Origin of the sequence: Corynebacterium sp. HMSC034B08, from assembly GCF_001835805.1 — a bacterium.
GTDB lineage: Bacteria > Actinomycetota > Actinomycetes > Mycobacteriales > Mycobacteriaceae > Corynebacterium > Corynebacterium coyleae.
This window is the reverse complement of sequence record NZ_KV825899.1, coordinates 131,740-146,504: the sequence shown is the minus strand read 5'-3', so window position 1 is coordinate 146,504 and position 14,765 is coordinate 131,740. Positions and strand designations below refer to the sequence as shown.

General features: G+C 63.1%; 12 protein-coding genes. 10 read left to right on the top strand and 2 right to left on the bottom strand.

All coding sequences use genetic code 11. The features are described 5' to 3' along the window. The first annotated feature begins 62 nt into the window (after positions 1-62). From rpsM to eccB, 8 genes are all read left to right on the top strand, one after another. Complete coding sequence (rpsM, locus tag HMPREF2656_RS00980) at positions 63-431, top strand: 30S ribosomal protein S13 (protein ID WP_070422743.1); 369 nt, start codon at positions 63-65, stop codon at positions 429-431. 3 nt (positions 432-434) lie between these two features. Then, the gene (gene rpsK, locus HMPREF2656_RS00975; RefSeq protein ID WP_070422744.1) at positions 435-836 is read left to right on the top strand and encodes a 30S ribosomal protein S11; all 402 of its coding nucleotides are present in this window, start codon (positions 435-437) and stop codon (positions 834-836) included. A 27-nt stretch (positions 837-863) separates the two neighbouring features. Then, a complete protein-coding gene (gene rpsD / locus HMPREF2656_RS00970) occupies positions 864-1,469 on the top strand; it encodes a 30S ribosomal protein S4 (protein WP_070422745.1) in 606 nt (201 codons plus the stop codon). Positions 1,470-1,571: 102 nt separating this feature from the next. After that, on the top strand, positions 1,572-2,585 hold the full coding sequence (locus HMPREF2656_RS00965) for a DNA-directed RNA polymerase subunit alpha (protein ID WP_070422746.1): 1,014 nt from the start codon (positions 1,572-1,574) through the stop codon (positions 2,583-2,585). A 46-nt stretch (positions 2,586-2,631) separates the two neighbouring features. Continuing rightward, positions 2,632-3,126: a 50S ribosomal protein L17 gene (gene rplQ, locus HMPREF2656_RS00960; RefSeq protein WP_070422747.1), complete on the top strand. Its 495-nt coding sequence runs from the start codon at positions 2,632-2,634 to the stop codon at positions 3,124-3,126. A gap of 79 nt (positions 3,127-3,205) precedes the next feature. Beyond that, on the top strand, positions 3,206-4,036 hold the full coding sequence (gene truA / locus HMPREF2656_RS00955; protein ID WP_070815601.1) for a tRNA pseudouridine(38-40) synthase TruA: 831 nt from the start codon (positions 3,206-3,208) through the stop codon (positions 4,034-4,036). A gap of 33 nt (positions 4,037-4,069) precedes the next feature. After that, positions 4,070-6,175: a DUF6541 family protein gene (locus HMPREF2656_RS00950; RefSeq protein WP_070815600.1), complete on the top strand. Its 2,106-nt coding sequence runs from the start codon at positions 4,070-4,072 to the stop codon at positions 6,173-6,175. A 71-nt stretch (positions 6,176-6,246) separates the two neighbouring features. Next, a complete protein-coding gene (eccB, locus tag HMPREF2656_RS00945) occupies positions 6,247-7,539 on the top strand; it encodes a type VII secretion protein EccB (protein ID WP_246825047.1) in 1,293 nt (430 codons plus the stop codon). Here eccB and HMPREF2656_RS00940 read toward each other — a convergent pair. Together HMPREF2656_RS00940 and eccD are read right to left on the bottom strand one after the other, a co-directional pair. Beyond that, complete coding sequence (locus HMPREF2656_RS00940; protein WP_141760960.1) at positions 7,478-8,674, bottom strand: S8 family serine peptidase; 1,197 nt, start codon at positions 8,672-8,674, stop codon at positions 7,478-7,480. The genes eccB and HMPREF2656_RS00940 overlap by 62 nt on opposite strands. Positions 8,675-8,676: 2 nt before the next feature. Next, positions 8,677-9,969 (bottom strand): type VII secretion integral membrane protein EccD, encoded by a 1,293-nt coding sequence (gene eccD, locus HMPREF2656_RS00935; RefSeq protein ID WP_070815598.1) that lies wholly within the window; start codon positions 9,967-9,969, stop codon positions 8,677-8,679. 221 nt (positions 9,970-10,190) lie between these two features. On the opposite strand from eccD, the gene eccCb reads away from it, so the two are divergent. Then, positions 10,191-13,685, top strand: a complete 3,495-nt coding sequence (gene eccCb / locus HMPREF2656_RS00930; RefSeq protein WP_070815597.1) for a type VII secretion protein EccCb — start codon at positions 10,191-10,193, stop codon at positions 13,683-13,685. Beyond that, positions 13,686-14,669: a type VII secretion-associated protein gene (locus HMPREF2656_RS00925; RefSeq protein WP_070815596.1), complete on the top strand. Its 984-nt coding sequence runs from the start codon at positions 13,686-13,688 to the stop codon at positions 14,667-14,669. Positions 14,670-14,765 lie beyond the last annotated feature (96 nt).

The window sequence follows — 14,765 nt, the reverse complement described above, 5'->3', positions numbered from 1 at the left end:
CGTTGGTTGACGTGGACGGGTGGGGAGAAAACCACCGTAACAACCCGAAAGGTACGTACCTCATGGCACGTCTAGCTGGTGTTGATCTCCCGCGCAATAAGCGCATGGAGATCGCTCTCACCTACATCTATGGCATCGGTGCAACCCGATCCAAGGAACTGCTCGAGAAGACGGGCATTTCTCCGGACCTGCGCACGGACGATCTGAGCGATGACCAGCTCTCCGCTCTGCGTGACGCGATTGAGTCCTCCTACACCGTCGAGGGCGACCTGCGCCGCGAGGTTCAGGCAGACATCCGCCGCAAGATCGAAATCGGCTCCTACCAGGGCATGCGCCACCGTCGTGGCCTGCCTGTCCGCGGCCAGCGCACCAAGACCAATGCGCGTACCCGCAAGGGCCCGAAGAAGACCATCGCAGGAAAGAAGAAGTAACCTATGGCTACTCAGACTCGTTCCGGTGCACGTCGCGGACGTCGCATCGTCAAGAAGAACGTGGCCGCAGGCCACGCATACATCAAGTCCACCTTCAACAACACCATCGTGTCCATCACGGACCCGCAGGGCAACGTCATCTCCTGGGCGTCCTCCGGCCACGTTGGCTTCAAGGGCTCCCGTAAGTCCACGCCGTTCGCTGCGCAGATGGCTGCAGAGAACGCTGCCCGCAAGGCAATGGACCATGGCATGAAGAAGGTCGACGTTTTCGTCAAGGGTCCGGGCTCCGGCCGCGAGACCGCTATCCGTTCGCTCCAGGCTGCCGGCCTGGAGGTGTCTTCGATCTCCGACGTGACGCCTCAGCCGTTCAACGGCTGCCGTCCGCCGAAGCGTCGTCGCGTTTAAGGCTGAAAGGAAAAGAGGTAAAGAGACATGGCTCGTTACACCGGCCCTGCTACCCGTAAGTCCCGTCGCCTCCGCGTCGACCTCGTCGGCGGCGACATGTCCTTCGAGCGTCGCCCGTACCCTCCGGGGCAGGCTGGTCGCGCTCGCATCAAGGAATCCGAGTACCTGCTCCAGCTGCAGGAGAAGCAGAAGGCTCGCTTCACCTACGGCGTGATGGAGAAGCAGTTCCGTCGCTACTACGAAGAAGCGAACCGTCGTCCGGGCAAGACCGGCGACAACCTGCTCATCCTGCTGGAGTCCCGTCTGGACAACGTTGTCTACCGTGCTGGTCTGGCTAAGACCCGCCGTCAGGCACGTCAGCTCGTGTCCCACGGCCACTTCACGGTCAACGGCAAGAGCATCGACGTTCCGTCGTTCGCGGTAACGCAGTACGACATCATCGACGTCCGTGAGAAGTCCCGCAACATGCTGTGGTTCGAAGAGGCTCAGGACAACCTCCTGGACGCTGTCGTTCCGGCTTGGCTGCAGGTCGTTCCGGACACCCTGCGCATCCTCGTGCACCAGTTGCCCGAGCGCGCTCAGATCGAGGTGCCGCTGCAGGAGCAGCTCATCGTCGAGCTTTACTCGAAGTAAACTTTCACACGTTTGCTTCACCCCGCGCGCCGTCCACGGTGCACGGAATCTTCCATATCAGTCCCTACCGGCTTCATATAGCGGGAGCCAAAGGAGAAGTTCATGCTCATCTCTCAGCGTCCTGAATTGACCGAGGAGTACATCGATACCAACCGCTCGAAGTTCGTCATCGAGCCGCTCGAGCCTGGTTTCGGTTACACCCTGGGCAACTCCCTGCGTCGCACGCTGCTGTCGTCCATCCCGGGCGCAGCCGTGACGTCCATCAAGATCGACGGTGTGCTCCACGAGTTCACCACGATCAACGGTGTCAAGGAGAATGTCTCCGAGATCATCCTCAACATCAAGGACCTCGTGCTGTCTTCCGACTTTGACGAGCCGGTAGTCATGCAGCTTGCAGTCGAGGGGCCGGGCGACGTCACCGCAGGTGACATCGAGCCACCGGCAGGCGTGGAGATCCACAACCCGGATCTGCACATCGCCTCCCTTAACGAGCAGGCACGCCTGGAGATGGAGCTTGTTGTCGAGCGCGGCCGTGGCTACGTCCCGGCTATGCCGAACTCCGGTGGAGAGGCCGGCCGTATCCCGGTCGACCAGATTTACTCGCCGGTGACCCGTGTTGCTTACAAGGTTGAGGCAACTCGTGTTGAGCAGCGCACCGACTTTGACAAGCTGATCATCGACGTTGAGACGAAGAACTCGATGACCGCACGTGACGCGCTCGCGTCGGCTGGTTCCACCCTGGTGGAGCTCTTCGGCCTGGCTCGTGAGCTCAACACCGCTGCAGAGGGCATCGAGATCGGCCCGTCGGCTCAGGAGTCCGAGTACATCGCTGCGTACTCCACGCCGATCGAGGACCTGAACTTCTCTGTTCGTTCCTACAACTGCCTGAAGCGTCAGGAGATCCACACCGTGGGCGAGCTTGCTGAGTACAGCGAGACCGACCTGCTGGACATCCGCAACTTCGGCCAGAAGTCGATCAACGAGGTCAAGATCAAGCTCGCTAACCTGGGCCTGACCTTGAAGGACGCTCCGGAAGATTTCGACCCGACCCAGCTCGAAGGCTACGACGCCGAAACTGGCGATTTCGTGGACGACGGCGCGGACGAGACCGAGTAACACAACAGAGCACGCGCTCAACTAACCGCATACGAGGAGTTCGAATATGCCTACCCCCAAGAAGGGTGCCCGCCTCGGAGGGTCCGCCTCGCACCAGAAGCACATTCTGGCCAACCTGGCGCAGTCCCTCTTCGAGAACGGCGCTATCAAGACGACGGACGCTAAGGCACGTGCCGTGCGTCCGTACGCTGAGAAGCTGATCACCAAGGCGAAGAAGGGCACTGTGGCTGACCGCCGCGCAGTCCTCGCTGAGCTGCCGAACAAGCAGGTTGTTAACTACCTGTTCAACGAGCTCGCGCCGAAGTTCGAGAACCGTGAGGGCGGCTACACCCGCTCCATCAAGCTCCCGAACCGCTCCGGTGACAACGCTCCGATGACCCAGATTTCCCTGGTGCTCGAGGAGACCGTTACCACCGAGGCAACCCGCGCTGCACGCGCAGCTGCATCCCGCCAGGCTGAGGAGGCCAAGGCTGAGGAGGCTCCGGCAGAGGAGACCACCGAGGCTCCGGCAGAGGAGACCGCTGCTGAGGAAGAGAAGTAAACTTACTTCCTTCCTCGCGTAACGCCCAGCTACCCCGTGTAGCTGGGCGTTTTGTATTGCCCAGATAAGATTGATCGCCATGGATGAGACGATGCGGCTGCGTTTGGATATCGCCTACGATGGCACCGATTTTCACGGTTGGGCGCGCCAGAAAAGCGGCATCCGCACAGTCCAACAGACCATCGAAGAGGCGTTGAGCCTGGTGCTGCGTAGTGGCGTCTCCCTTACCGTCGCTGGACGCACCGACGCAGGAGTCCATGCCTCGGGACAGACCGCCCATGTGGATATTCCTCGCAGCAGCCTTGATCAGCGTTCGATTGAGGGGGACCCGGGACGGTTGGTTCGTCGATTAGCAAAACTGCTCCCGGAAGACGTCCGCGTATTTAATGTCGTGGAAGCGCCAGAGGGGTTTGACGCGCGTTTCTCGGCGTTGGCTCGCACCTACGTATATCGGGTGACTACGCATCCGGCAGGTGCGTTGCCAACACGGGCGCGCGATACGGCGGTGTGGCCAAAACCTATCAACCTTGAGACGACACAGGCGTGTGCCGATGCGCTTGTGGGCTTGAACAACTTTGCGGCGTTTTGCCGCCCGAAGGAGCATGCCACCACGATCCGCGACGTGCATTCTTTCGAGTGGTCGCAGGTCGAGGACGCCGTGTACGAAGCGCGCATTGTTGCGGATGCGTTTTGCTGGAATATGGTTCGCGCGCTGACCGCGACGTGTTTAACCGTCGGGGAGGGCCGCCGGGGGAGTGACTGGCCAAAGGAGCTCTTGCTTCGCGACGAACGCGCGCCCGAAGTCCCACTCGCTCCCGCTCGTGGCCTGACGTTGGTCGGCGTCGAGTATCCCGCTGATTCTGAGTTAGCTGCCCGCGCCGAAGCTACCCGCGCGCGTCGCGAGATGTAGCATGCTTGGGTTACTGACAATCTGGGAGGTGCGATGACCACAGCAGCCGCAGCATGGTTTGCAGTTGTGTTTTTCCTGCTTCCCGGATTCCTGGTGGCGTGGGTTGCAGGCCTCCGAGTTCCTGCAGCGGTGACCACGGCGCTGCCGGTGACCTTCGGTGTTATCGGAGTGTCGTCGTGGATGTGGGGCGTGACTAGTGCGCCGTTTAACCTGTGGACGTTCGGGGTGAGCATGGTGCTTGCCCTCGCGGTGGCTGGCGGGTGGCGCTATGCGTTTGCGCGCAAGGCCCGCCGCGGTGGTGATGTGCCGTGGCGCCGTGCGCTTTTTCCCGGCAAGGTGGAGTGGACGCACTGGGGCATTCCGTTTGTCGGGGTAGTGGTCGCGGCGTGGATGGCAGTTACGGACCGGCTGTCGTGGTTGGCTCAGATGCCCAACGGTGCGGACAACATCGTCCAGGGGTGGGATTCGCAGTGGCATGCGAATGCGGTGCGGTTTGTGATGGAGACGGGCGTGGCGTCGTCGACACGCATGGGCGAGCTGCAGAACTTCGAAACGCACGCGCGGCTGTTCTACCCGTCGGGATTCCACGCGGGCGTTGCTCTCTTTGCGGAGGCTGCTGGTCTTGAGCCGATTCGGGCGGTCAACATCGCGTCGACGGTGTTGCCAGCGGTGGCACTGCCACTGACCATGGTGTGTCTGGTGTTCGCGTTTATGCGCTCGACTGGGCTCACCGCGCAGATTGCCGCCGCGTTTGCCGCGATCATGGCGTACGCGGCCCCGCAGCTGCTGTGGGTGCCTGACTACGTGGGGATGTGGCCGTACCTGTTTGCGATGACCCTGACCGGCATCGTGGTTTGGCAGTTCCTTGAAGTGCCGGCACGGCATGCGGGTGCGCTGCCTGCTGCGATCGGGTTCCTTGGCGTGTTGTGCACACACCCGGCAGCGGTGACCGTAGTGGTGCTCGGTGTCATCTTCGCGTGGGCGACGTCGCTGCTGGTTCGCCCGGTGCGCTCGCGTCGCAGCGATACGGTGTGGATGGCACTCCCGGCAGCCGCAGCAACGCTTGTGTTTTTGCCCCAAGTGCTGGCGGGGTCGGACCAGGCGAGTGAGGTTGCCTCGTGGGCGCCGCAGGAGAAACTGGGCCGCGGCGGCGCGTGGGGGAGTGCGTTTCGGATGGACACCCGGCACGTCTCTCAGTTTTTCCCGGACTTCGACCCGACGGTGATGCTGTGGCTCGCCGGTGCAGGCGCGCTGGCGTTGGTGCTGTGGCGTGGCCAGGTGTGGCCTGTGCTGTTGTATGTGGTTTCGCTTGCGGTGACCGCAAATGCGCTCACACCATTCGATAACGCGTGGGGCGATGTACTGGCCATGGTGGGCAACCTGCACTACAGCACGGGGCACCGGCTGATCATGCCGGTGGTGATGTGCGTGTGGGCAGCGGCCGCCATCGGCATTGCTGTGATTATCCGCCTTGTCACCTTCGCTCCACTCGCAGCACGAACCGGTACGGGGCAGCGAGCCACGGTGCTGGCGTCGATCGCGGTGGCGGTGATCGCCGGGTCGGCGGCGGTGCCACAGGTACGCAACCACACTGAGGCTGGTGCACAGGACGCGTTTGCTACCCCGCGCCAAAGCGGACGGATGGTAAGCGCGGAGGACCTCCAGGTGTTTGACTGGTTGGCGACCCAGGACGCAGCGTGGGAAGGCACGATCATGGGCGATCCTGCGGATGGGTATTCGTGGATGTATGCCTACAACGGGTTGCCGTCGGTTTCCCGCCATTACCTATGGCCGACCGGCGGGATTGGCTCAGCGCACGACACAATTTTCCAGCACGCGGACTTCATCGGAGAAGACAACGGCGAAGTGGTGGAGCAGGCGCTGAAGGACTTGAACGTACGGTTCTTTGTGCTCAGCCCGGGGTCGTTTTGGGCGGACCAGAAACCGCAGTATCCGATGCTGCGGGCGTTCTGGGCGTCAAACGGGGTGACGCCGGTGTATCGCAAGGGCACGACGTCGGTGTTTGCGGTCAACAGCGAGTTCTCCACCGCCCAGTTGCGGGCGATGCGCAAAGACGGACAGGACCACGGCTCGGATGAGCTATTCGAGCTTGAAGATGCCGGTGTAGCCGCCTGGTAGATGCGCGCGGGGTGCTAAGGCTGTAGCCTGTTGAGTACTTACTCGGGGGAGGGGGAATTATGGCGAAACTTTTGCCTACTACACGTGCCCAGGTTTCGGGCCACCAGTTCATGCGCCGTCGTATGGAGCATGGGTTGTTGTTCGGGGATATCCGGATGATTCATGACCCGTTGTCGGCGCGCCATCGCGCCACGGTGTTTGGTGTTGCTGCGGTGGTGATGATCGCCGGGGTGATGGGGTTGTTTGCGTGGATGCGTCCGAATACAGATCCGGGGGATGCCCCGATTCTGCGGGCGTCGGACGGCACGCTGTATGTGCGTGTTGATGACACTGTTCATCCGGTGACCAATCTTTCTTCTGCACGCTTGATTGCTGGTGCGGCGGCTGATCCGTCGCGGGTGGGTGATGAGCATTTGGCGGCGATGCCACGTGGCGTTCAGGTGGGTATTGTGGCTGCGCCGGCGATGTTTGCGCCGGAGGGTGCGGTTGATGCTGCATGGTCGGTGTGTGCGGTGCCGGGCCGTGTGACGGTGGTTGCGGGGCAGCGTCCGGAGCCTTTGCTTGGCGACGATACCGTGCTGGCCACCGACGGCACCCGCCAATGGCTGGTGACTGGTGAGGGCAGACAGTTGCTGCCTGATGCGGCGTCCCCGCAGGGGCGTATCGTGCGCCGTGCGTTGGGGGTCGGGCACACCACTCCGGTGTGGGAGCCACCGTTGCAGGTGATGACGGCGCTGAAGGAATTGCCACCGGTATCAGTACCTACGCCCGACCGGTTGCCAGAAGTATTGGTCGCTGAGAGCGGTGCGTGGGCGCTGTTCAACGGGAGAATCGAGCCGCTCAGTGAGGTGCAGCAGGCAGTGCTGTTGGATGCTGGCGCGAAGCAACGCAGCATCGGCCGCGAACAGTTAGCCACGTATCAGGACGGGGACTTAGGGCTGACGATTCCAGAGCGTCGCCCGCAGTGGGTTGACCCGGTGCAGCAGACGGTATGCGTGGACCAGGACCGTGGTGGCGCGGTGCAGTCCGGTACAGAACACGACGGTACAAAACACGACGGTACAGAACACGCCGGTACAGCACGGTACGGCGCAGTGCGATCCGGTGATGCTTCGGCGATTGCGTTGTCTGGGGCGTCGGTGGCGACACATTTTGCGGGGCTTGCGGATGGCTCGATCGGTGTGGATTCCGGACATGGCTTCCACGTCGTGGCGAGCAACGGGTTGCGCCACCGTGCACCCGATGCGGAAACACTTGCCACGGTCGGTGCGGTGCATGTCGAGCGCGTGCCTTGGGAGATTGTCAGTCTCTTGCCGGAGGGCGAGGAGCTGACCCGGGCTGCGGCTTTGACCGCCACGTACTAACAGCACACATTACAAGGACACCCAGCAGAGCGAACACAACTGCGCCGAGACCGACACTGCTGAACCGTTTCACGGCTAAGGAGGCGGTGCGCTCTGTTGGGGCCACGGTGACGGTGTCTCGGGGCGCGATGTCGTCCGGCGTGAGTTGGCTGATCACGTTGTGCGGGGTGATTGCGCCGCCGCCGTGTTGTGCTGCGGCGGTGATGAGCGTGCGCACGTGGTCCGGCGTGATGCCGGGGTAGCGCTGCATGAGTAACGCGGCCGCACCACTGACTACCGGTGCGGCGAAGCTGGTTCCAACGTAGGGGCGTGACCCGTCGCGGGTGAGCGTGCCGTCGGCCCAGCCGTTGCCGCTGGATGCGAGCGCGTGTGGGACAAGACCGGCTGCGGAGATTTCCGCTGGCAAGGAGTATGACGCGAGCGTGTGGGTGTCCTCGCGAGCCCCCACAGCAAGCACCGTGGGAAACAGAGCTGGGATCACGCTAAAGCCTGGTTCACAATCGGCGCTGGTGTTGCCGGATGCGGCGACGACGACTGCGCCGTCGGCCTCGGCACGGTGCAACGCGCCGCGCAGCCCATTGAGGTCGATGCGCGAGGCAAGCCCCGGGTCCACACAGGACACGACAGAGACGTTGAGCACGCGCGCCCCCTCGTCGAGCGCGTTGTTGATTGCAGAGGCGAGCGTCTCAAGGTCCCCCGCGACAGATTGGCCGCGGCCACCGCGGTAATGGGCTGACGTTTGGCGCACCGCGAGGATCTCCGCATCTGGTGCGATGCCGAGCGTGCGCCCAGCGATGACGCCGGCGACGACGGTGCCGTGGCTGTCGCAGTCCGCAAGCGCGTTGTCGCCGACAAAGTCGGCTCCGGGGCGCAGGTGATTAAGTTCCGGGTGTGGAGCGACGCCAGTGTCGATGACGGCGACGCGCACGCCGGCTCCGGTGGCGAAGCGACGGAGCTCGTGGAGCTCCGCAGGTGTCTCACCTGGTGGTTGTGCTGCCGAAGGCACGGCGCAGGCGATGTCTTGGGCGGAGGCGTAGGTAAGCGAGCCCGGCGCGAGTGCTGCAGGTGCGCAGAGTACAGGCATGGCGAGCATCAGTGGCAACAGTGCGGAAGCGGGCAGGGAACGTGTGCGCATTGTTACAGCCCTCGAATCAGGTCGAAGACCCCGGTGAGGTGTACCGCGAGTGGGATGACGGCGATGAGGGCGGCGATTTCGGCACGTTCGAACCAGACAACGGTTGTCGGTTCTAGGTCGGGTACGCGCCGGGCCCACAGCACGGTGGTTGTAGCAGCCAGTGCGGTGAGGACGGCGATGGTGATGAGGGCGGGATGCGGGTCGTCGATACGCACAACGCTGATGGCGGAAGCAATGACTGCCGCGAGTGCTATCGCCATCAGCGCAATGCGGGTTGCAGCCCAGTGGTGGCGCGATGCGTAGACGACGAGTGCGCCGGCGATGCAGGTGCAGAACACGAAGTTCCATGCACCGCCGCTGCTGCCGATCTGGAGGAGCGCAGGGATGCTCACTGTGGCAATTCCGGCGGTGACTGCGCTGGCGATGGTGGTGGCGACTCGGCTGCGTGCGTCGACGTCTGGTTGGTATTCGTCGGCGCGATCGAATTCTTCGCCGGCGGTGGGCACGTGCGCCACGGCAAGGCCTGCAGCACGGGTGGCGATGCCGGGTGTGGCGGCAACCGTAAACAGGCCGGTGAGGACGGATAACGCAGCAGGCGAGTTTGCGGCGGGCAGCCAGGTGCCTAACGTGCCACTGCCGCTGAGCACCCCAACCGTGACAGCAAACGCCACCAATGCAGGGCCCGCAAGGCGCAGAGCCACTCCAATGCCGACGGTGATGAAGGCTGTGACGACGCCTGCGAGTGCGCCAAGAGCAACGTCTGTGCTGTGCAGGTTTGGTTCTGTGCCACCGATGACCCATGTGGCGGCGGCCCAGCCGAGGCACAACGGCGCGGCAGCAAACACGGCGGGCGATTTCGCAACAGCAGCGAGGGTGAGCGCGCATAACCCGGTGACGGCGAAGGTCGCGGGAGATGGGGCAAACATGCTGAGCAGCAACGCAATGCACGCTAACCCTACGAGGGTTGCGGCGGCGTCGAGGCCGCGCACGCTGCGGGCATTGCGGCCTGCGTGCGCGAGGGCGTCGGCGGCGTCGCGTACCACGGGAGGGGCGATGGGTTCTTTGGGGCGCAGGGCGATCACGGCGCCGTCGTGAAGCTTGAGCGCGTACAACGGCGTATGCATATCGAGTGGGCGCCCGCCTGCCGTGGAGATTTCCCACGGGCGGTGGATCTGCGGCAGTTCCACAAGACGCGCCAATTCGGGCAGCACCTCTGCAAACGTTGAGGATGTCGGCAGTGTGACATCGATATCGCGGTGAAACGCCGCAACAGAAACACGTACGGTTACGCGCACAATATGGTGCGCCGAAGTAGCAACCAAAACTCTTCCCCCGGAAGTCTCAACGCGTGGCCCCCATTTGCCACGCAACTTGGGCCAGTATGGCGCACCGTTACGCTGCAGTCCAGCTTTTCGTACCCCTTTGGCGGGCAAATGGTCTACACTGCGCTCAACACTATGCCCAACACAGTTCGGGGGAACTGTGGCCACATGGGGTGAAAAGGGGGGATCCACGAATGCTCGGGTTAGACCACGATGCTGTGCTCGCACCAACTGCGGGCACACCTGACGTGCCGGCACTGCCAACAGGACAACTGCGTGCAGAGCCAGTCCCAACAGCGCAAAAGCCGCAGACGCAGCCGGTGATCAAAATCTTGCTGCCAATTGTGATGGTGGTTGCCGTTGGTGCGGTGATGGCGCTGATGATGACATCTGGACGCACTGTGAGCCCAATGATGTTGATCTTCCCGCTGATGATGCTTTTCGGACTGTTGGGCATGATCAATCCGCAAGATCGGCAGGGAGATATCAACGAAACGCGCCGGGTGTACCTGCGCCACCTGGATGCGTTGACCCGGAAGGCGCGCGCGAACGCAGCGCAACAGCGCGCGCACGCGACAGGGTTGCACCCGGCTCCGGCAGATCTTGTTGCTGCGACACCGGTGGAGCGGGTTTGGGAGCGCACTGCGGCGTCACCGCTGGCGTTGACCGTCCGGTTGGGGACTGGCAGCGGTGCGCTGTGCACGCCTGTCGATGTAGAGGATCCGGGAAGCCCAGAGGACCTTGACCCGGTGTGCGCGGTGAGTCTTCGTCGCACTGTCGCTGCCGTAAGCACCGTGCCTGGCATGCCGATTGTTGTGCAGCTCGATGCATTTCCCGCGGTCACCCTGGCTGGTCCCGGCGCGCATGAGGTGGCGCGTTCCATCGTGTGCCAACTCGCGTTCTTTCATGGGCCCGAGTTGGTCAGCATCGACGCGCCATTCGCGTGGACGAAGTGGCTGCCGCACGCTCGCGCGGAACATGCACGTTTTCGCGTGGTGCTAATCGACGCCACCGTGGAGCACCTCCACGCCCCCGACGCCGACTGTGTGATTGTCGTCCACCCGGACGAGCACTACTTTGTGGACCCGGATGCCTTCCACCTCGTGTGCACCGATACGCTCGCTGCGGTCACCGAACAGGGCATGGAGCAACTCGGCCTTCCGGACTCGTTCACTGACGCGCAGGCCGAGTTCATCGCTCGCCACCTCGGGTTCTACCGACGCCCAGAAGGTGCGAGTGAAGTCACGGGCGATCTGCTTGCCATGCTGGGGATTACGGACCTGGATGCACTCGATGCCACCACAATGTGGCCGGGGATGCGCAACAAGCTTGTCGTGCCCATCGGCGCGACCCCCGATGGGCAGCCGGTGTACCTGGACTTCAAAGAATCAGCGCTCGGTGGCATGGGCCCACACGGGCTCTGCATCGGAGCTACCGGTAGTGGTAAGTCCGAACTGCTTAAGGAAATCGTTGTTGCGCTTGCCGCAACGCACTCGCCGGACGAGCTCAACTTGGTGCTTGTGGACTTCAAGGGCGGCGCAACCTTCCTCGGCTGCGAGGACCTGCCTCACACCAGTGCTGTGATTACCAACCTTGAAGACGAGGCCGTGCTGGTCGAGCGCATGTTTGATGCCATCTCCGGCGAGTTGAACCGCCGCCAGGAACTGCTGCGTGCCGCAGGCAACTTTGCCAACATCACCGACTACACCCGCGCCGGGCACACACTGCCGTCGCTGGTGATCATCGTCGACGAGTTTTCAGAACTGCTCTCGCAACACCCGCACTTCGCGGACCTTTTCGTCGCGGTGGGGCGCCTGGGCCGCTCACTTGGTGTGCACTTGTTGCTCGCCTCGCAGCGGCTCGAGGAAGGAAAGCTGCGCGGGCTCGATTCCCACTTGTCGTATCGCATCGGGTTGAAGACGTTTTCCGCAGGGGAGTCGCGCCAAGTCCTCGGCGTGCCGGATGCCTATGAACTGCCCAGTGAGCCGGGCTCGGGTTACCTCAAGTCAGGTATGGAACTCACCCGCTTCAGGGGTTCTTACGTGTCCGGTCCGCTGACCCGCCAGGTGTTGTCGCACCCAGCGGACGCGCCGACAGTGCGGTTGTTTACCGGCGACGAGATAGAAATCGCCCCGCAAACTGTTACCGATACCGACTATTCGACAACGCTGTTCGACGCCGTTGTGGAGAAAGCCCGCGACGTCGCCGCAACCCGGAGCATGCGCGCCCACCAGGTGTGGCTGCCACCGTTGCCGGATACGCTCGCGCTTTCTTCGCTTGTCGACGACACCATCGCCCTCGTCGACGAGCCCTATCGCCAACTCCAAGTCCCCTTCGCCGTGGACTTTTCCCGTGCCGGTGGGCATGTTGCCATTGCTGGTGCGCCGCAGACGGGGAAGTCGATGGCGGTGCGGTCGATCGTCGCCAAGCAAGCGCTGTGTCGCACAACCGATGAGTTGGCGATCTACATCATCAACGCAGGCGGCGGCGACTACAGCGACATCGAGTCCCTGCCACACGTGGCGGGTGTGGCGAACGCGAAGGACGAAGAACGCACGCGCCGTGTTATCGACGAGGTCACCGGACTTCTGGATGTGCCTGCCTCGCGCGCGACACTGCTCGTTGTCGATGGTTGGCATGCGTTGCTGGCCAACGATTCCAAACTTGAGGACCTGCGCGATCCTTTGGCACGGATCGCCTCCGAAGGCCCTGCTGCACGCGTGCACCTGCTGGTTACCACACAGCGGTGGAACGCAGTGCGTGCGAATGTGCGCGACCTCATCGGCACCCGCATCGAGATGCGCCTGACCGAGCCGATGGATTCGCTGATCGACCGCAAGGCCCAAGAACGTCTCGCCGCCGTGCCGGGACGTGCGCTCACCCCGGACGGCAAAGTCATGCATGTCGCGCTGACCAGCGCCGAAGACATCGCACACATCGCAGCCCAGGCGGCGAGCCAGACGCCGGTGCCACGCCTGCGCGTGCTGCCAGCAAGAGTCGACGCGCAACCGCTTATCGACGGCACCCGCATCCCACTCGGCATTGGCGGAGCGGACCTTGCACCGCTGTACTCCACCGGCCACATCCTGGCCATCGGTGCAGGCGGCGCGGGCAAATCCGCCTTCATCGCCAGCACGATTGCGGCTATTTCAGCGATGCCACGCGAACAAGCCCGCATGGTGATCTGCGACCCGCGCCGGGCACACCTGGCTCATGCGGACAGCGACATGGTCGCGGCGTACGCAGCTTCCTCGAGTGCGCTCACCGATGCGGTGCGCTCGCTGGCCACCACGCTGACCTCGCGACTGCCGGGCAGCGACGTCACGCCCGCCCAACTGGCAGACAGGTCCTGGTGGGCAGGCCCAGAGCTCTACTTGCTTATCGACGATCTCGACCTGGTCGGCGACGAACCACTGCGCCCAATCATCGACTTGTTGCCCCACGCGCGTGACATCGGCTTGCACATCGTGGTGGCACGCAAGTTCGGCGGTGTTGGGCGTGCCATGTTTGGCCCGTTCCTCGCCGCTGTGAAAGACCTTCACCCAGACGTGCTGATTCTGGACGGCACCAAGGACGAAGGCGCACTCTTCGGCGTCCGACCGGCACCGCAGCCACCAGGGCGCGCAACGCTCGTACAGGGCGAGCCGAAGGGCATGATCCAACTGCCGATGCTGAATATGGGGGACTAAATGACAGACCTGCGCATTACCGCGACCGATGCGTCGACCGTGTTCACCGGTGCGGCCGACGTCCACCGCTTCGACGCGCCAAGCAGCCGTGAAATCGCGAACACGATCCGCACTGTGCTGGGGCCGAACCCAGACGGGGCACACGTGCACATCACCGCAGACGACACGCGCCTACGCGAGCTCGAGTACGCCTTGGCGGACTACGACATTGACTTAACCACCGAACTCCTTGGTCCCGATCCGGCAGACGTGCCACGTTTGCTCAACGCACCCTCCGCGCCACCTGCGCCGTGGGATCCGCCACGGGACCCGCCGACAGACACGTTCGCGGCGATTGCGGACAACCGCTCGTCAAACATCGGCGTCTGGATCATCGCCGCAGTCGTCGTGGTGGTCGCAGTCGTGTGTGCGGTGGTCATCTTCAACGTTGTCTGGAAAGGCAGCGTTGGCAGTGCCGGCAGCGCCAGCAGTGCAGCGAACACGGACAGTTCAATTGCGACACCGACGGCTACTGAAGCTGCGGCGGGGGCAACGCCGTCTGTGGCGGTGGAGTCGTCGATACGCGAAGAAGCACCGCAGACCGTCCTGCTTGAACAAGACGGCCTTCAAGTGGAACTGCCTGCCGGGTTCGCTCTTGAGGCCGACGATGGCACATGGCGCGCAACCGGCGATGATCCGAACTTCCGCCTCCACATCGCCGTTGAGAGGCTGTACCAACTACCGGCCAAGACTATGGCCGAGCAACTCCTCGCCGATGTTGAGGCGGACCCGCAAACAGAACTTGTGGACACGGACGGCACCTCGGTGACCTACCTGGAGCGCGCCGCGGATGGATCGCAGGCGCTCTGGAAGACCTGGCCGCACGGCACCACCCAGCTTTTCGTGGGCTGTCACACGCGCCATGAACCCACCACAGTGCAACGCGCAACGTGTCGAATGGCCATGGAAACCGCTGAATTTAAGGGGGCTGACATGCGGACATGAAAAACTTTTGAATTCGATGGAACCGAAAGCACCAAATGTCAGTCAGATATATGAACGGCAAACACACACCGTTCATCCAACCTAAACACACAAGGG